We start from the raw sequence: 17,220 nt of genomic DNA, 5'->3' as shown, positions 1-17,220 counted from the left end.
TGCGGTCTCAGGCGGCCTGACGGGCAGTGACGAATGCCGCCAGGGTGGCGACGTTGCTGAAATGGTTGCGGGTGTCCTTGGCATCGGCATCGATCTTGATGCCGTAGCGCTTCTGGATCGCCAGGCCAAGCTCCAGCGCATCGACCGAATCCAGGCCCAGGCCTTCGCCGAACAGGGTCTGTTCGTCGTCGATGTCCTGGACGCTGATGTCCTCGAGGCCCAGGGCGTCGATGATCAGCTGTTTGAGGTCACGGTTGAGGTCTTGCTGTGGCGCGCTCATCGGCGGCGAGCTCCTTGAGGAAGTAGTCATGCAGGTAATCGTTCAGCAGGCGAGAGGCCTTGGGCGCCGGGCCCAGGGCGCTGAACACTTGGGGATCGATATCGGCACCTACCTTGAAGGTAAGGTGCACGCGGCGGCTGGGAATGCGGTACCAGGGTTCGTTCTTGGTCAGCGTGGTGGGGCCGACCCTGATGGTGACGGGGGTGACCATTTTCGCGCCACGCAGGGCGATGGCGGCGGCCCCGCGATGGAAGGCCGGCGCTTGGCCTGGCGGGGTACGCGTGCCTTCGGGGAAGATCACCAGCGTTTGGCCCTGCTGCAGCGAGTCGACGGCGGCGTCGAGCATGTCCATGCTGCCGTTGTTGCCGATGTACTGGGCTTCGCTGACCGGCCCGCGGGTGAACGGGTTGTCGAACAGGCTTTGCTTGACCACGCAGTTGGCCTGGCGCACCAGGCCAATCAGGAACACCACATCGATCAGCGAAGGGTGGTTGGCGATGATCATCTGCCCGGGCCGGCCCAGGCGCTCTGCCCCGTCGATCTGGTAGGTGAGTACGCCGGCGGCGCGCATGAAGCGCACGAAGCGCCAGAACAGCCAGCTGATGGTGCGCCGCGCACGCAGGCGATGGCGGCCGCTGCCCCCAGGCAGGCACGCCAGCAACGGGAACACCAGCAGGCGCAGGGCCAGGCAGCCCAAGCCAAATACAAAGAAGCTCGCGGCGGTTGCCAGCAGGCGCCAATGGTAGGCGTCGCGGGGCCTGCTCACAGCTGACGGTGCCAGTTCCATGTACGACGCATCCATGTGTGGGTGAAAGAATCGCAGCCCGTCAACATGGCCTTGAGCCAACTGAGGCCATGGGGCAATGCCCCGTGCCGTGACGGTTCAGCGGTGGTTGCGGGTGCCAGCTGCCACTGCTTGCCCGGGGTCAGCAACAGGCCCAGCGCATAGGCGAAGGGCACGTCGTCTATCCACGGCCCATACACCTGCGGTGGTTGCTCCTCGGTGACGATCAGCAACACGGCTGGCGCACCTTCGGCCAGCAGCGCGGCCGCTTCCAGAACGCCTTGCTCAAAGCCGTCGCCAGCGGCGGCCAGCGCGGTCATTTCGCACGTGGACCCGCGCAGGATCGACCACAGGCCGATTACTGCGTTGTGTACCGACAGGCTGAACTGGGTAGGCGACAACGGCTGTTTCGCCGCCAGCTCGCTGAGGATCGAGAACGTACGCGGTGTTTCACCATGCCGTGAAACGAACACCAGTGGCAGCTGCGGCTGCCCTTCGGCCAGGGGCCAGCCCACGGCGAACGCCATTCGCGCCATGTGGCTGAGCCGCCGCCGCTGCATCGCGGGCAAAAAGGCCACGTCGGGTGCCGCGGCATCGCCAGCGGGTGGCTGCTGCCCACAGGCCCAGGCCTGCCAATCAGCAGGCGCCGAAAGGCCCGGAGCCCAGGCACGCCATTGGGTGATATCAAAGGTGATCACAGTGGTTTCTCTTTCCCGCCCCGAGGGACTTCCATGCCGAGGGAATGACTCGGCGCATGCCTGCAAGGGTGGGTGCGTTCGTCGAGTGGCGCGCATTATCCCGGTGCGGCGTGCATGTAGCAATGGATTCGGATCCAAACAGACAACGCCTTCAATCGCGTGTGGCAACGTCTGATCGAATAGTTGCCTGTTTCCGACAGCCGGTGCTGCGTGCTGGCAGGCTGCTATTGCCTGCGACGGTGCTGGTTATTGTCACGTGGCCCGCACATACTCGGGCACTCGTCTACACACGGAGATCAGCCATGCGGCGCGTGGTATTCAATCAGAAAGGTGGCGTGGGCAAATCGAGCATCGCCTGCAACCTGGCGGCGGTAAGTGCCCATGAAGGTTACCGTACCCTGCTGATAGACCTGGATGCCCAGGCCAATTCCACCCAGTACCTCACCGGCCTCACCGGCGATGACATCCCCATGGGTATTGCCGATTTCTTCAAGCAGAGTTTGTCCAGCGGGCCGGTCGCCAAGAAGAACAAGGTGGACATCTACGAAACCCCGTTCGACAACCTGCATGTGGTCACTGCCACGGCAGAGCTTGCCGACTTGCAGCCCAAGCTCGAGGCCAAGCACAAGATCAACAAGCTGCGTAAGTTGCTCGAGGCGCTGGACGAGGACTACGACCGGATTTACATCGATACACCGCCTGCGCTGAATTTCTATGCGGTTTCAGCGTTGATCGCTGCCGATCGGGTGCTTATTCCTTTCGATTGTGACAGCTTCTCGCGCCAGGCCCTTTACGGCCTGTTGGCGGAAATCGAAGAGTTGAAAGATGACCACAACGAAGACCTGCAGGTCGAAGGCATTGTGGTCAACCAGTTCCAGGCCCGCGCCAGCCTGCCCCAGCAGATGCTCGACGAGCTACTGGCCGAAGGCTTGCCCGTGTTGCCGGTTTACCTGGGCAGCTCGGTGAAAATGCGCGAATCGCACCACGCCAGCCTGCCATTGATCCACCTCGAACCCCGGCACAAGCTGACACAGCAATTCGTGGAGTTGCACGATTTGCTGGAGCGGGGGGCGTAGCTGGCTTGGCGAGAGCTTGCTGCGGCGGTAAACTCTCGGCATAATCTCCCAAAAAGGGAGATTGGCCCGGATGCGTATTATTGCCAAGAGCAGTTTGGTGAAATTTTGGGAGTCGCCTGGCCGTCAAGACGCCAAATCGGCCCTCGAAAGCTGGCATGACATCGTGCTCAAGGCAGAATGGCGAACGCCACAGGATGTGAAGAATCAAATGGGTAGTGCCAGTGTCTGTGGCAATAACCGCGTTGTCTTCAATATTGGAGGCAATAAGTATCGGCTAGTCGTGGAGATTCAATACCGTGCGGGTATTGCATGGGTTAAGTTCATCGGTACGCACGAGCGGTATGACGAAATCGACGTGGAGACAGTCAATGAATATTAAACCGATCCGCAATTATGATGATCTGCGAGCGGCATTCGAGAGGCTAGAAGCTATTTTCCAAGCAGAGGCTGGCACAGCTGAGGCCGATGAAATGGAAGTTCTAGTCACGCTGATCGAAGTTTACGAAAGCAAGCACTACCCAATCCATCCTGCTACCCCGATTGAAGCCATTAAATTTTGCATGGACCAACAGGGACTTACTGCACGGGATCTTGAACCCTATATCGGCGCAAGTGGCCGAGTATCGGAAGTGCTAAATGGTAAACGGGGCTTGAGTCTCTCGATGATCAAGCGTCTCCATGATGGCCTCCGCATTCCTTACGAATCATTGCTGGCAGGCGCGTAAGAAGTCACACGTATAGGGCAGTGTTTCAGTAAGCAAGGCCTATTCACTGTGGGGTTTATCCGCGAAGCAAATAGCGCGGGGTATGGCAACGGCTTCGCCGGTGTTCGCGGCTGGAGCCGTTCCCACAACGTGGATTGCGCCAGCGTTCAGATTTTGCGGAAGACAGTTGCTCCAACAGATTCTTTTCAGATCAACCCATTGTGTGCAGCCCTACCCACAACGCCTGAATCAGGAAGAGCAGCTGATTTCCAGGTGCTTGCCCCACTCCGGCGGGCGTTGGGCATAGGCTTCCATCCCTGGCTGCTCTTCGAACGGTTTGCAAAGCACTGCATGCAGGCGCCGCACCTCCGCGTAATCCCCGCCTTCAGCCGCTTCGATGGCCTTCTGTGCCAGGTAATTGCGCAGCACATAAAGCGGGTTTACCGCATGCATGCGCGCACGCCGGCCTTCGGCGTTGGCAGGTTCGCGGGCGCAGCGTGCCAGGTAGTCCGCTGCCCAGCCGTCGAAGCCAGCCAGGTCGATGAAGTCGTCCCTTACCCGCTGCAACGCCTCGGCCACCGGCTGGTCGCCCAAGGTACGGAAGAACAGGTTGTAGTCCACGCCGCCGCTCTGCATGCGCTGCAGCAGGCGCTCGACCAGCGCCATGTCGTCATCCTCGGCAGTGGTCAGCCCCAGGCGCCGACGCATCAGGTCCAGGTAGTGCGCCTGGTACAGCGGCAGGAACAGCCCCAGCGCGTCCTTCAGCGGCTCCACTTCGATCACCGTGGTCAGCGCCTGGGCCAGCGCGCTGAGGTTCCAGTGGGCGATGGGTACCTGGTTGGCATAGCTGTAACGGCCCCGGTCATCGGAGTGGTTGCAGATGAAGTTGGCATCGAAATCATCGAGGAACGCGAACGGGCCGAAGTCGAAGGTGATGCCCAGGATCGACATGTTGTCGGTGTTCATCACCCCATGACAGAAACCATAAGCCTGCCAACGGGCGATCAGCTCGGCGTTGCGTTCCACGATGGTGCGGAACATGGCCAGGTAGGGCTGCTCGGCCGTCAGGCACTCGGCGTAGTGCTGCTGCAACACGTGGTCGATCAGCTGGCGCTGCTGTTCGGGCTGCTTGGTGTAGTAGAAGTACTCGAAGTGGCCAAAGCGCACGTGGCTGTGGGCCAGGCGCGTCAGCATTGCAGCGCTCTCGCGGGTTTCGCGCCACACCGGGGTGCTGGAGCCGACCACGCACAGCGCCCGGCTGGTGGGGATGCCCAGGGCATGCAGGGCTTCGGACGCGAGGAACTCGCGAATGGATGAGCGCAGCACGGCGCGGCCATCGCCCATGCGCGAATACGGGGTTTGGCCGGCACCCTTGAGGTGCAGGTCCCAGTGCTCACCTGCATCGTTGACCACCTCGGCCAGCAGCAGGCCGCGGCCATCGCCGAGGCGCGGGTTGTAGCTGCCGAACTGGTGCCCGGAATAGACCATGGCCCGTGGCTCGGCCTGGTCCCACAGGCTATTGCCGCTGAATACCTCGGCAAAAGCTGGCAGCTCGGCCTGAGCCGGGTCCAGGTCCAGCAGGGCCATGGCTGCCTGGCTTGCCACCACCAGGCGCGGCTCTGCAATAGGCTCTGGCAGCACCTCGGTGGAGAAGGCGTCGCCCAGGCGGGCGAAGCGATTGTCGAAGCTCAGTTGGTCGAGTGCTTTCACAGGCGGCTCCTGAAGTTCAGCGAAGCATAAGGCATTCGAGCCTGCTACACCGCAGCAGTGCCATCGGGTTTGGGTGGGTCCTGCGGGATCAGCTGCTGCTTGCCACCCTTGGTGTCCATCAGGAACACCTCCACTTGGCGTACCGAGATCTTGATGTCGTGGGCCTTGAACTCACGGTTGATGTAGCGGTTGATCTCGTCCAGTGTCGGGTTGCGGTCGCCCAGGTCGCGCACGTGCATGCGCAGTTCGTGGTCCAGCGAGCTTTCGCCAAATTGCAGGAAGTACACCAGCGGCTCCGGGTCCTTGAGCACGCGCGGGTTCTCGTGGGCACCCTTGAGCAGCAGGTCGCGCACCAGGTCCAGGTCGGAGCCGTAGTCGATGCCAAGCTTGAGCGTCACGCGGGTGACCGTGTCGGTCAGCGACCAGTTGATCAGCTGGCCGGTGATGAAGGTCTTGTTGGGGACGATGATGTCCTTGCGGTCGAAATCGGTGATGGTGGTGGCCCGGATGCGGATCTTGCTGACCGTGCCCGACAGGTTGCCGATGGTGATGGTGTCGCCGATGCGCACCGGGCGTTCGAACAGGATCATGATGCCGGAAATGAAGTTGGCGAAGATTTCCTGCATGCCGAAACCCAGGCCCACCGACAGTGCCGCCACCAGCCATTGCAGCTTGTCCCAGCTCACCCCCAGGGTGGACAGGGTGCTGACGATACCCACCCCGACGATGGTGTACGACAGCAGCGTGGTGGTGGCGTAGGCGCTGCCCTGGGCCAGGTTCAGCCGTGACAGCACCAGCACCTCCAGCAGGCCAGGGAGGTTGCCGGCCAGGGCGAAGGTAATGCCCACGATCACCAGCGCGCCCAGCAGGTCGCCGAGGCTGATAGGGACCATGCTGGCGGCCGCGCCAGTACCGCTGGTGTACTCGTACAGCACGAAGTTGTTGAGGTAGGCGAACACCGATATCAAGTCTGCCCATACCCAGTACAGCCCGGCAATGAACCCGCCGAGCAGGGCCAGGCGGATCAGGCGCAGGGATTGCTGGTTGACCTGTTCGATATCCAGGGTGGGCTCTTCGATGATGACCTCACCGTCCAGCCCCTCCTTGGCCGCCGCACGCTTGCTCAGCGCACGCTGGTAGGCCAGGCGCCGCGCTGCCACCGAGAGGCCGCGCACGAAGGCAGCTTCGATCACCAGCCAGAACAGCAGCAGGTAGAGCGTGTAGATCAGCCGGTCGGTCAGCTTCAGCGCGGTGTAGTAGTAGCCGAAGCACACGGCCATGAACAAGGCGATGGGCAGCGCGGTGAACGCCACGCCCACGGCCTTGCGGAACAGCGAGGTGTCGCGGTGTGCCGGGCTGCTCAGCAGCAGGCGGCTGAGCAGCCAGGCCATCAGCGCGTAGCAGGTCAGTACCACGCCGATGCCCAGTACGTCATCCGCCAGCGCCGAGGGCTGATGCTCCGCCACGGCCACCACGCCAACCAGGGCCAGCACCACGGTGCCCAGGCGGCGCACCCAGCCACGCAGGAATTCGACCTGAGGCTTGTGCCAGCGGAAGTGCACCTCCGCCACCCCGCCTGGCGACAGGATGCGATAGGCGGTGTAGAACACCAGCCAGGCCTGGGCCAGTTGCCACAAGGCGGCGCCCAGGTTGGCGTTCTGCCCACGGGCGTCGATCTGCAGGGCGTAGCTGCACAGGGCCAGGCCCAGGCTCACCGGCATTGCCAGCAGGATGTTGATCAAGATTGCCCGCGGCGTATGCCACTGGCTGTCTCGACGGAAGTGGCCGATATCCTGGTGGACCTTGTCGATGCTGGCGTACAGGTTCTTGCGCCGCCACAGCAGGCCACCGATCACCAGCAGCAGCGGCAGGAACAGCAGCGGGCGCTGCACTAGGCCGTCCGCCAGCTCGTTCAGCCCCGAGCTCCAGGGCAGGTTGGCTACCTGGTCGGCCAGGCGCTGGGGCACGTAGGTCAGCCAGTCCCAGTCCAGGGGCTTGTTGCTGGGGATCCAGAACATCTGCTCGTCCAGCGTGGTACGCAGGCTCTGTGCCGTACCCAGCAGTTGCTTCTGGTTCAGCTGCAGGGTGATGGACTCGTTGAGCAACGCCGACAGCTCGCGGTTAAGCCGCTCCAGCAGGTCACTGCGGGTGATCGCCACCTCCAGCAGCGCTTTGCGCAGCTGGGGCGTCACCTCTTCCTGGGGTTGCCCGGCCAGCAGCTTGTCCACATAGCTCACCGGGCTGCTCATCTGTTCGCGCTGCTGGTTGACTTCGAACTGGTACAACCGTGTGTCGGCAATCTGGTCAGCCAGGTCACGGTCCAGCTTGAGGTGGGGCAGGGTCTGCTTCTGCTTGTAGAGGATCTTGGACAGCAGCAGGCTGCCCTTGAGCACGTTGATCTGCTCGTCCAGTGCCTGGTCGGCCTGGGTTAGGCTGTCGAGCTGCTGCTTGGTCCGCAGGTTCTGCTGGGTCAGTTCGTTGAGCCGGTCGGTGCTTCTGAGCAGGTAGTCGGACAGTTGCAGGTTGGTCGCGCTCTCGGTTGCCAACAGGCTGCTGCCACCGGCTTTTTGCGCCTCAATCGACTGCTGGGTCACGGTTTCCTGTGATTGGGCCAGGCGTTTGCTGTTGATCAGGGTCTGCAGGTCCTGAATTTCCTGCTCAAGGCGTGCGGCGCGTTCGATCAGCAGGTCGTGGCGGGCATTGCCCAGGTCTTGCAGCAGGCTGTTGCCAGCCAGTTCCTGGCGGCGCAGCGTGGTCATCGCATTGAGCGAAGCCAGTTCGGCATTGAGCTGGTTGCGCAGGTCGGCGCTGATCGGTTTGCCGGCGTCCTTGCCGCTTTTGAGGGTGCTGTTGATCTGCTGGGTACGTGCCTGGCTGCTGCTGATCTCGGCCTGGGACCGCTCCGGGCGGGTCTGCGAGTTGATGATCAGGCTGTTGGCTTCGGACAGTGCCTTCTGCAGCTCGCCCTGCTGGGTGGTGCGCTCGCTGAGCATCTGTTCAAGCTGCGGCACAGACAGGCTGGCATAGCGCTGCGCTACCGGTTGCGCCGGGCTTTGCTTGAGCCGGGCCAGTTCTTTCTGGCTTTCGCTGGTTTCCTTCGGGGCATTGGCCAACTGCTGCTTCAATGCGGCCAGCTTGCGTTCGCTGTCTTCCTTGCTGGCCAGCAGGTTCAGGGTCTGTTCCAGCACCTGCTGCAGGGCCTTCTGATCCGCTTCGGGCAGCTTGCGGTCGGCAATTTTGTCGAGGCTGTTCTGCACGCTGGCGGTGGTTGGGGCTTCTGCCGCAGCGGCTGCGAAGGAAAGGGACAGGCACAGCCCCAGCAGGGCTGTGCGCAGGTACACGCGAAAGGACATAGGCAGGCTACTTATGGATCAGGCAGAAACGAAGTTTAGAGGAACAATCCTGGTCCTGGTCGCGTTCCTTCGGGGAATCTGACGCCCACTTTCTGGATGTTGTTCCCGTCCATGGTCGCCACGGTCCAGATCGTGCCGTTCCATTCCACCTGGTCGCCTACCACTGGCGCGCCTCCGACCTTCTGTCGGATGAACTGCGCCAGCGGCATTTGCGCGTCGAGGGTGTCCACTTTCAGGCCGTACAGGGACGCCACCGCGCCCAACTCTGCGTCACCTTCGAGCACAAAGTCACCGAAGAAGCGCAGGTCCAGGCCGCGCTGCGGCGCCTGGCTGAACAGTTTGCCCAGTGCGGGCAGGTTGTGCTCGTGGCCGATGACGCAAAGCATGTCGTCCACCTGCAGCACCGTGCTACCGGTGGGGTGCAGCAGCTGTTCGCCACGGAACAGCGCGGCAATCCGGGTGCCCTCGGGCATCTTGAGTTCGCGCAGGGCTGCGCCAATGCACCACTTTTCTGCGCCCAGGCGATACACGAACATTTCCCACTCGCTGGTGATGTGCACCTCCAGCGCCGAGCGTGAAATGGGCGCCGGGTCTGGCGGCACGGTCACCTTCAGCAGTTTGGCCATCCATGGCAGGCTGGTGCCCTGGACCAGCAGCGATATCAGCACGATGAAGAAGGCCAGGTTGAAGAACAGCTGGGCGTCGGGCAGGCCGGCCATGAGCGGGAACACCGCCAGGATGATGGGGACTGCGCCGCGCAGGCCGACCCAGGCAATGAAGCCCTTTTCACGCCCGTGGAAGGCCTTGAACGGCAGCAGTGCAGCCACCACCGACAGCGGGCGTGCCACCAGGATCATCCACAGGGCCAGGCCCAGTGCCGGTACCGCGATGGGCAACAGGTCGTGGGGCGTCACCAGCAGCCCCAGCACCAGGAACATGCCGATCTGGGCCAGCCAGGCCATGCCGTCGAGCATGTGCAGGATGCCATGGCGGCTGCGGATTGGCTTGTTGCCCAGCACCAGGCCGCACAGGTACACGGCCAGGAAGCCGCTGCCGTGCAGCGCGTTGGTCAGCGAGAACACCACCAGGCCGCCGGCCACCACCAGAATGGGGTACAGGCCGCCAGCCAGGTTGATGCGGTTGACCAGTTGCAGCATCAGCCAGCCACCGCCCAGGCCCAGCAGCCCGCCGATACCGAACTCGCGCAGCAGGTGGCCCAGCAGGCTCCAGTGCAGCCCGGTCTGGCCACTGGCAATCATGTCGATCAGGGTGACGGTGAGGAACACCGCCATGGGGTCGTTGCTGCCCGATTCGATTTCAAGGGTGGCGGTGACCCGCTCGTTCAACCCCTTGCCGCCCAGCAGCGAGAATACTGCCGCGGCGTCGGTGGAGCCGACGATGGCGCCGATCAGCAGGCCCTGGATCAGGCTGAGGTTGAACAGCCAGGCGGCGACCATGCCGGTCAGCGCCGTGGTGATCATGACCCCCACCGTGGCCAGCGACAGCGCTGGCCACAAGGCGACGCGGAAGCTGGCAACCCGGGTGCGCAGCCCGCCGTCGAGCAGGATGACGGCCAGCGCCAGGTTGCCCACCAGGTAGGCGGTGGGGTAGTTGTTGAAGATGATGCCGCCGCCGTCCACGCCCGCGACCATGCCGACGGCGAGGATGATGACCAGAATGGGGATGCCCAGGCGCGATGACAGCGAGCTGACCAGAATACTTGCGCCCACCAGCAATGCGCCGATCAGGAACAGGCTGTTGATGGTGCTGGCATCCAAAGGCAGGTACTCCGGGATATTGCGGGAAGAATGAGGCTTGACTGGCAAGTCGCGTGCCAATCGATTCTAACCCGATGAATTGCCAGCATGTAAAGCGTTTCTGCAGATGTACAAAAGGCACCTCAGTGGGTGCCTTTATCCATGCTGCCTATGGGCGGGCTTCACAGGTGAACCCGCTGCTACAGGCTGGTCACAAGGACCGCAGGGGATGCGCTACCTGTGGGCCGGCTTACGCCTGCTTCACTTCACGCATCGGCGCGCCTTTCACCGGCGCATCGCCCGCCACGTAATACCGGGCAGTGCTGCGCGGCAATGGCTGGCGACCACGGATCTTGTCCGAGATTTTCTCGGCAATCATGATGGTGGTGGCGTTGAGGTTACCGGTGATGATGATCGGCATGATCGAGGCGTCGACCACGCGCAGGCCCTGCATGCCATGCACGCGGCCCTCGCCATCGACCACGGCCATGTCGTCGGTGCCCATCTTGCACGAGCAGGACGGGTGGAACGCCGTTTCAGCGTGCTCACGGATGAACTTATCCAGCTCTTCGTCGGTTTGCACGTGCGCGCCCGGGCTGATTTCGCGGCCACGGTAAGGGTCCAGCGCCGGCTGGGCCATGATTTCGCGGGTCAGGCGGATACCGTCACGGAATTCCTGCCAGTCCTGCTCGGTGGCCATGTAGTTGAACAGAATGCTCGGGTGCTGGCGCGGGTCCTTGGACTTGGCCTGCACGCGGCCACGGCTTGGCGAACGCATCGAGCCCATGTGCGCCTGGAAACCGTGCTCCTTCACGCCGTTGGAGCCGTTGTAATTGATGGCGACCGGCAGGAAGTGGTACTGGATGTTCGGCCACTTGAACTCGGGGCGGGTGCGGATGAAGCCACCGGCCTCGAACTGGTTGCTGGCGCCAATGCCGGTGCCATTGAACAGCCATTCGGCACCGATGGCCGGCTGGTTCCACCACAGCAGCGACGGGTACAGCGAGACCGGCTGGGTGCAGGCGTACTGCAGGTACAGCTCCAGGTGGTCCTGCAGGTTCTCGCCCACGCCTGGCAGGTCGTGCACCACCGGCACACCCAGGGTTTCCAGCAGGGCGCGCGGGCCCACGCCGGAGCGCTGCAGCAGTTGCGGCGAGGCAATGGCGCCGGAGCTTACGATCACTTCCTTGCGCGCGCGCGCTTCGACGCGCTCTTCGCTATCGCCCACCAGGTAGGTCACGCCCACGGCACGCTTGCCGTCGAACAGCACGCGGTCGCTGAGGGCGTGGGTGACGATGGTCAGGTTGGGGCGTTTCTTGGCCTGGTCCAGGTAGCCGCGGGCGGTGCTGGAGCGGCGACCGTTCTTGGTCACCGAACGGTCCATCGGGCCGAAGCCTTCCTGCTGGTAGCCGTTCAGGTCTTCGGTGCGCGGGTAGCCGGCCTGCACGCCGGCCTCGACCATGGCGTGGAACAGCGGGTTGTTGCCAGCCTTGGGCGTGGCGACGCTGACCGGGCCTTCGCCGCCGTGGTAATCGTTGGGGCCGATGTCGCGGGTTTCGGCCTTGCGGAAGTACGGCAGGCAGTCCAGGTAGGTCCAGTCCTGCAGGCCAGGCAGCTCGGCCCAGCCGTCGAAGTCCATGGCGTTGCCACGGATGTAGCACATGCCGTTGATCAGCGACGATCCGCCCAGGCCTTTACCACGGCCACACTCCATGCGGCGGCCATCCATGTGCGGTTCGGGGTCGGTCTCGTAGGCCCAGTTGTAGCGGCGGCCCTGCAGCGGGAAGGCCAGGGCGGCGGGCATCTGGGTGCGGAAGTCAAAACGGTAGTCGGGGCCACCGGCTTCGAGCAGCAGCACGGTGGTGCCGGCATCTTCGGTCAGGCGGGTGGCCAGGGTGTTACCGGCAGAGCCGGCACCCACGATGATGTAATCGTATTCCATGGGGCTTCCTCCGGAAGCAGTGGCGAGCTTCAAGCTGCGAGCTGCAAGGAACAGCAGCCGTGCGAAGCTCACGGATGGACGAGGCCTGCAAGGGCCGGTTGGCAGGTTGCCAGCCGGCGCTTTCTTGCAGCGAGTAGCGAGCTAGACGCTGTGGATCAGAAGACCGACGCGTAACCGCCCAGTTCGACTTGAACCGACTTGATGCGGGTGTACTGGGCCAGCGAGCTGATGCCGTTCTCACGGCCTACACCCGATTGCTTGTAACCACCCACCGGCATTTCGGCCGGCGACTCGCCCCAGGCGTTGATCCAGCAGATACCCGCTTCGAGCTGGTGGATGATGCGGTGGGCGCGGCTGATGTCGTTGGTGCACACGCCCGCTGCCAGGCCGTACTCGGTGTCGTTGGCGCGGCGTACCACTTCTTCCTCGGTTTCGTAGCTGAGGATGCTCATTACCGGGCCGAAGATTTCTTCCTTGACGATGGTCATGTCGTCGGTGCAATCAGTGAACACGGTCGGTGCCACGAATGCGCCCTGGGCGAACAGGCCGTCGGTCATGCGCTCGCCGCCACACAGTACGCGGGCGCCTTCTTCCTTGCCCTTGGCAATGTAGCCCAGCACGCTTTCCATGTGCTGGAAGCTGACCAGGGGGCCGAAGTTGGTGTTTTCATCTTCCGGGTTGCCAGCACGGATACGTGCCACGCGCTCGACGATCTTGGCTTCGAAGGCAGCTTTCAGCTCGGCCGGGATGAACACGCGGGTGCCGTTGGTGCACACCTGGCCCGAGCTGTAGAAGTTGGCCATCATGGCGATGTCGGCGGCCTTGTCCAGGTCGGCGTCGGCGCAGATGATCAGGGGCGACTTGCCGCCCAGTTCCATGGTCACTTCCTTGAGCGACGAGCTCGAGGCGCTGGCCATGACTTTCTTGCCGGTGGTAGTGCCGCCGGTGAAGGAGATTTTCTCGATGCGCGGGTGCTCGGTCAGCCAGCCGCCGACTTCGCGGCCGCTGCCGGTCAGTACGTTGAACACGCCATCAGGCAGGCCAGCTTCGGTGTAGATCTCGGCCAGTTTCAGGGTGGTCAGCGAGGTCACTTCCGACGGTTTGAAGATCATCGCGTTGCCGGCGGCCAGCGCCGGTGCGGATTTCCACAGGGCGATCTGGATGGGGTAGTTCCAGGCGCCGATGCCTGCGGTAACGCCCAGGGGCTCGCGGCGGGTGTAGACGAAGGACGATTCGCGCAGTGGGATCTGCTCGCCCTCGATGGCCGGCACCAGGCCTGCGTAGTATTCCAGCACGTCGGCACCGGTCACGATGTCGACATAGCGGGTTTCGGAGTACGACTTGCCGGTGTCCAGGGTTTCCAGCATGGCCAGTTCGTCATTGCGTTCACGCAGGATGTCGACGGCACGGCGCAGAATGCGCGAGCGCTGCATGGCGGTCATGGCCGCCCACACCTTCTGGCCACGCTCGGCGCTGGCGACGGCCTTCTCGACGTCAGCCTCGGTGGCACGCTGCACGTGGGCAAGCACTTCGCCGGTGGCCGGGTTGATGGCTTCGAAGGTGGCATCGCTGCCAGCATCCACGTAACCGCCATCAATGTAGAGTTTTAGCGTTCCGAAACGGGCCATAGTGTCCTCGCAAGTGCAGTGTGTGGGTTGGCCTGGGGTCACGCTCCCGCCGGGTTGGCAAGGGCTGCGCGCCGTTTTTCAGCCCCTGGGTCAGTGCCCAGGGTGTGCTGCTTGGCCAGTTGTAGATCCATGTATTCGTAAGCAATCCGTATTGCCTGGTCGGTGTCGAAGGCATCCCCCGACAGGGCGCCACGCAGCCACAAGCCATCGATCAGGGCCGCCAGGCCGCGGGCTGCCTTGCGCGCATGGTAAAGCGGCAGGGCGCGGCGGAACTGGCAACACAGGTTGGAGTACAAACGGTGGTCGTTGATCCGTTGCAACCTGTGCAGATCGGGCTGGTGCATGCTGGAAGCCCAGAACGCCAACCAGGTTTTCATCGCCGGGCCATTCACCTGGCTGGCATCGAAGTTGCCCTCGATGATCACTTTCAGGTGGGCGCGGGGCGTATCGTCGGTCAAGGCTTGGCGGCGTGCCCGCACGCCCTCGTTGAGCATGCTCATGATGTAGCCCATCGTCGCTGCGATCAGGCCATTCTTGTCCCGAAAGTAGTGACTGATGATGCCGTTGGACACCCCGGCCAAACGGGCAATCAGCGCAATGCTGGCATCCCCCAGGCCGACCTGATCGACAGCCTGCAACGTGGCTTCGATCAACTGCTGACGGCGGATGGGTTGCATACCGACCTTGGGCATCTTGCTATCTCCTCAGGCCTGCGAGCAGACGACAGGCGGCTGACTCGGCGAAGACCAGTCTATTTTGTTTTGATTGAACGTTCAATCAATAAAGAATAAGCTCTGCGACAATTTGTGCCATTGACAGTTTTTCAGGCGGTCGAGCAGGCACGGATTGTCACCCCAGAAAATCGCGAAGCCCCCGGCTGGTAAAGCCTGCGCGGGTACTAGCGATGCAAGACGCAGATGCTGCCGTGCGGTGCTGGACCGTGCGGCAGGCCCTTGGAGCGGGCGGTGTACCTGTGACCAATGCGCGCACCGCAAGCCGGCGCGGGGCATTTGCAGCAGGGCCACCTGTGTGTGTTTTGCAGCGGATCGGTTCGGAACCGCGATTCCCAGGGTGCTTTTATAACACCTGATGCAGTGGGGATATTCCACCAATTGCTCGGGAAAAACAGATTAGCCTCCACAGCCGTACTGCCCGGAGCATTCGTGCAATGACTTCTGCCTCACTTACAAACCCTCCTGCCGAGAGGGTACGGGTCAACCGTGTGGTGTTCTTCACCTCCGCGCTGATGATCCTCGTTCTGACTGCCTTGCTCATCGCTGTACCCGAAACTGCCGGCCAGGTACTGGGCGTCGCCCAGCAGTGGCTGACGCGCACCTTCGGCTGGTACTACATGCTGGTGATCTGCGGCTACCTGCTGTTCGTCGTGTACCTGGCGTTTTCCGACTACGGCAAGCTCAAGCTGGGCGGCAAGGACGACCAGCCCGACTTCAGCTACGGCGCCTGGGCCGGCATGCTGTTTTCGTCGGGTATCGGCATTTCGCTGCTGTACTTCGGTGCATCCGAACCGCTGGACCACTACTTCAACCCGCCCGAGGGCACCCCGGCCAGCCTGGAGGCTGCGCGCCAGGGCCTGCAACTGACCTTCCTGCACTGGGGCCTGCACGGTTGGGCAATCTACGCACTGGTCGGCCTGGCAGTGGGTTACTTCGCCTACCGGCACAACCAGCCGCTGGCCCTGCGTTCGGCGCTGTACCCGCTGGTGGGTGAGCGTTGGGTCAAGGGGGCCGCGGGTAACGCCGTGGACATCTTCGGCATGTTCGTGACCCTGCTGGGCCTGGTGACCAACCTGGGTATCGGCTCGATGCAGGTGGCCTCGGGCCTCGAGTACCTGTTCGGCATGGACCACAGCAAGACCAACCTGCTGGTGGTCATCCTAGTCATGGCCGGGGTGGCCACCGTGGCAGCGGTGTCGGGTGTGGAGAACGGCATCCGCCGTCTGTCCAACCTCAACATCGCCCTGTTCAGCGGCCTGCTGATGTTCGTGCTGCTGGGGGGTGAAACCCTGCACCTGCTCAATGGCCTGGTGCAGAACGTGGGCGATTACCTCAACGGTATCGTGCTGAAAACCTTCGACCTGTACGTGTATGAAGGCGAGGCCGGCAAGTCCGAGCGCTGGCTGGGCCTGTGGACCGTGTTCTACTGGGCCTGGTGGATTTCCTGGGGCCCGTTCGTGGGCATGTTCATTGCCCGTATTTCCAAGGGCCGTACCGTACGGCAACTGGTCAGCGGCGTGCTGCTGATTCCGCTGGGCTTCACCCTGGCCTGGCTGTCGATCTTCGGCAACACCGCCCTGGACCTGGTTATCAACCATGGGGCGGTGGAACTGGGCAAGACCGCGCTGGCACAGCCGTCCATGTCCATCTACCAACTGCTGGAATACTTCCCGGCGGCGAAGGTGGTGATCGGTGTGGCGGTATTCGTTGGCTTCGTGCTGTTCCTGACCCCCGCCGACTCGGGCGCGGTGATGATGGCCAACCTTTCCTGCAAGGGCGGCAAGGTGGACGAGGATGCGCCGCACTGGATGGTGGTGTTCTGGTCGGTGATCATCACCCTGGTCACCATCGGCCTGCTGCTGGCGGGCAACTTCGAAGCCATGCAGACCATGGTGGTGCTGGCTGGCCTGCCGTTCTCGGTGGTGCTGGTGCTGTTCATGTTCGGCCTGTACAAGGCCATGAAGCAGGATGTGGCCGTTGAACAGGAGCGCGCCGAGCTGGCTGCCCGTGGCCGCCGCGGCTTCAGCGAGCGCCTCAGCCAGCTGGAGCTGCAACCCACCCAGGCCGTGGTGCAACGCTTCATGGACAAACAGGTAAGCCCGGCACTGAAGGAAGCCGCCGCGCAATTGCAGACACTAGGCTTCGAGGTAGAAACCCGTGTCGGCCAGTCGCGCAACATGATGGGCCTGCGGGTGATGATGGAAGAGGGCAACCCGTTCGTCTATGAGGTCAGCCTTGACGGCTACATGGCCGCACCGAGCGAAGCGCCGGTGGAAGGCGAGCCGGAAGTCAGGCAGCGCTTCTACCGTGCCGAGGTGTACCTGCACGATGGCAGCCAGGAGTACGACCTGATGGGCTTTGCACCGGAGCAGATCGTACGCGACGTACTGGACCAGTTCGAAAGCCACCGCCAGTTGCTGGGGCGTGTCTACAGCTGATCTGACCTTGCCCGTCGCCGGGCCTGCAAACCTTGTTTGCGGGCCCGGCGCGGGGCGCGGGTACCTGTAGGCAGCAATATGTACACCCTGCCGCCAACTCGCTGAAGGCAGGCTCA

At 62.9% G+C, this 17,220-nt stretch carries 13 protein-coding genes; 4 read left to right on the top strand and 9 right to left on the bottom strand.

Annotated elements, in window-relative coordinates; all coding sequences use genetic code 11:
* Positions 1-7 precede the first annotated feature (7 nt).
* From APH25_RS01090 to APH25_RS01080, 3 genes are read right to left on the bottom strand one after another with little or no spacing between them, the layout of a single operon-like run.
* A complete protein-coding gene (locus tag APH25_RS01090; protein ID WP_028632001.1) occupies positions 8-280 on the bottom strand; it encodes a phosphopantetheine-binding protein in 273 nt (90 codons plus the stop codon).
* On the bottom strand, positions 249-1,067 hold the full coding sequence (locus APH25_RS01085; protein WP_060480786.1) for a 1-acyl-sn-glycerol-3-phosphate acyltransferase: 819 nt from the start codon (positions 1,065-1,067) through the stop codon (positions 249-251). The genes APH25_RS01090 and APH25_RS01085 overlap by 32 nt, the downstream gene beginning before the upstream one ends.
* Positions 1,043-1,762 carry a beta-ketoacyl synthase chain length factor gene (locus APH25_RS01080; protein WP_028631999.1) on the bottom strand — a complete coding sequence of 240 codons (720 nt, stop codon included), beginning with the start codon at positions 1,760-1,762 and terminating at the stop codon, positions 1,043-1,045. Before APH25_RS01080 ends, APH25_RS01085 begins: the two co-directional genes overlap by 25 nt.
* Before the next feature lie 302 nt (positions 1,763-2,064).
* Here APH25_RS01080 and APH25_RS01075 point away from each other — a divergent pair, with 302 nt between their 5' ends.
* The 3 genes from APH25_RS01075 (at position 2,065) to APH25_RS01065 (ending at position 3,563) form a co-directional block, all read left to right on the top strand.
* Complete coding sequence (locus tag APH25_RS01075) at positions 2,065-2,838, top strand: ParA family protein (protein ID WP_060480785.1); 774 nt, start codon at positions 2,065-2,067, stop codon at positions 2,836-2,838.
* A 70-nt stretch (positions 2,839-2,908) separates the two neighbouring features.
* Positions 2,909-3,217, top strand: coding sequence for a type II toxin-antitoxin system HigB family toxin (locus APH25_RS01070; RefSeq protein ID WP_028631997.1), 309 nt, complete (start codon positions 2,909-2,911; stop codon positions 3,215-3,217).
* The gene (locus APH25_RS01065) at positions 3,207-3,563 is read left to right on the top strand and encodes a type II toxin-antitoxin system HigA family antitoxin (protein ID WP_028631996.1); all 357 of its coding nucleotides are present in this window, start codon (positions 3,207-3,209) and stop codon (positions 3,561-3,563) included. The genes APH25_RS01070 and APH25_RS01065 overlap by 11 nt, the downstream gene beginning before the upstream one ends.
* A gap of 228 nt (positions 3,564-3,791) precedes the next feature.
* Here APH25_RS01065 and selO read toward each other — a convergent pair whose 3' ends face one another.
* The 6 genes from selO to betI form a co-directional block, all read right to left on the bottom strand.
* Positions 3,792-5,252, bottom strand: coding sequence for a protein adenylyltransferase SelO (gene selO, locus APH25_RS01060; RefSeq protein ID WP_060480784.1), 1,461 nt, complete (start codon positions 5,250-5,252; stop codon positions 3,792-3,794).
* A gap of 44 nt (positions 5,253-5,296) precedes the next feature.
* Positions 5,297-8,605, bottom strand: a complete 3,309-nt coding sequence (mscK, locus tag APH25_RS01055; RefSeq protein ID WP_060480783.1) for a mechanosensitive channel MscK — start codon at positions 8,603-8,605, stop codon at positions 5,297-5,299.
* Between the two features lie 35 nt (positions 8,606-8,640).
* Positions 8,641-10,383: a potassium/proton antiporter gene (locus tag APH25_RS01050; protein ID WP_028631993.1), complete on the bottom strand. Its 1,743-nt coding sequence runs from the start codon at positions 10,381-10,383 to the stop codon at positions 8,641-8,643.
* Between the two features lie 229 nt (positions 10,384-10,612).
* A complete protein-coding gene (betA, locus tag APH25_RS01045) occupies positions 10,613-12,304 on the bottom strand; it encodes a choline dehydrogenase (RefSeq protein ID WP_060480782.1) in 1,692 nt (563 codons plus the stop codon).
* A gap of 155 nt (positions 12,305-12,459) precedes the next feature.
* A complete protein-coding gene (gene betB / locus APH25_RS01040) occupies positions 12,460-13,932 on the bottom strand; it encodes a betaine-aldehyde dehydrogenase (RefSeq protein ID WP_060480781.1) in 1,473 nt (490 codons plus the stop codon).
* Positions 13,933-13,970: 38 nt separating this feature from the next.
* Entirely contained in the window at positions 13,971-14,624 is a 654-nt protein-coding gene (gene betI / locus APH25_RS01035) for a transcriptional regulator BetI (RefSeq protein ID WP_028631990.1), read from the bottom strand.
* Positions 14,625-15,157: 533 nt separating this feature from the next.
* Here betI and APH25_RS01030 point away from each other — a divergent pair.
* Complete coding sequence (locus APH25_RS01030; RefSeq protein ID WP_245614719.1) at positions 15,158-17,104, top strand: BCCT family transporter; 1,947 nt, start codon at positions 15,158-15,160, stop codon at positions 17,102-17,104.
* The last annotated feature ends 116 nt before the right edge of the window (positions 17,105-17,220 follow it).

This window comes from Pseudomonas sp. NBRC 111119 (genome assembly GCF_001320125.1).
Lineage (GTDB): Bacteria > Pseudomonadota > Gammaproteobacteria > Pseudomonadales > Pseudomonadaceae > Aquipseudomonas > Aquipseudomonas parafulva.
Note: the sequence above shows the minus strand (reverse complement) of the source record. Positions and strands in the feature narration are given on the sequence as shown.

Coding starts and splice junctions, on each gene's coding strand:
- betA (WP_060480782.1), bottom strand. CDS start 12,304: ATGGAATACGATTACATCATCGTGGGTGCCGGCTCTGCCGGTAACACC.
- mscK (WP_060480783.1), bottom strand. CDS start 8,605: ATGTCCTTTCGCGTGTACCTGCGCACAGCCCTGCTGGGGCTGTGCCTG.
- APH25_RS01075 (WP_060480785.1), top strand. CDS start 2,065: ATGCGGCGCGTGGTATTCAATCAGAAAGGTGGCGTGGGCAAATCGAGC.
- APH25_RS01065 (WP_028631996.1), top strand. CDS start 3,207: ATGAATATTAAACCGATCCGCAATTATGATGATCTGCGAGCGGCATTC.
- APH25_RS01090 (WP_028632001.1), bottom strand. CDS start 280: ATGAGCGCGCCACAGCAAGACCTCAACCGTGACCTCAAACAGCTGATC.
- betB (WP_060480781.1), bottom strand. CDS start 13,932: ATGGCCCGTTTCGGAACGCTAAAACTCTACATTGATGGCGGTTACGTG.
- betI (WP_028631990.1), bottom strand. CDS start 14,624: ATGCCCAAGGTCGGTATGCAACCCATCCGCCGTCAGCAGTTGATCGAA.
- APH25_RS01070 (WP_028631997.1), top strand. CDS start 2,909: ATGCGTATTATTGCCAAGAGCAGTTTGGTGAAATTTTGGGAGTCGCCT.
- APH25_RS01085 (WP_060480786.1), bottom strand. CDS start 1,067: ATGGAACTGGCACCGTCAGCTGTGAGCAGGCCCCGCGACGCCTACCAT.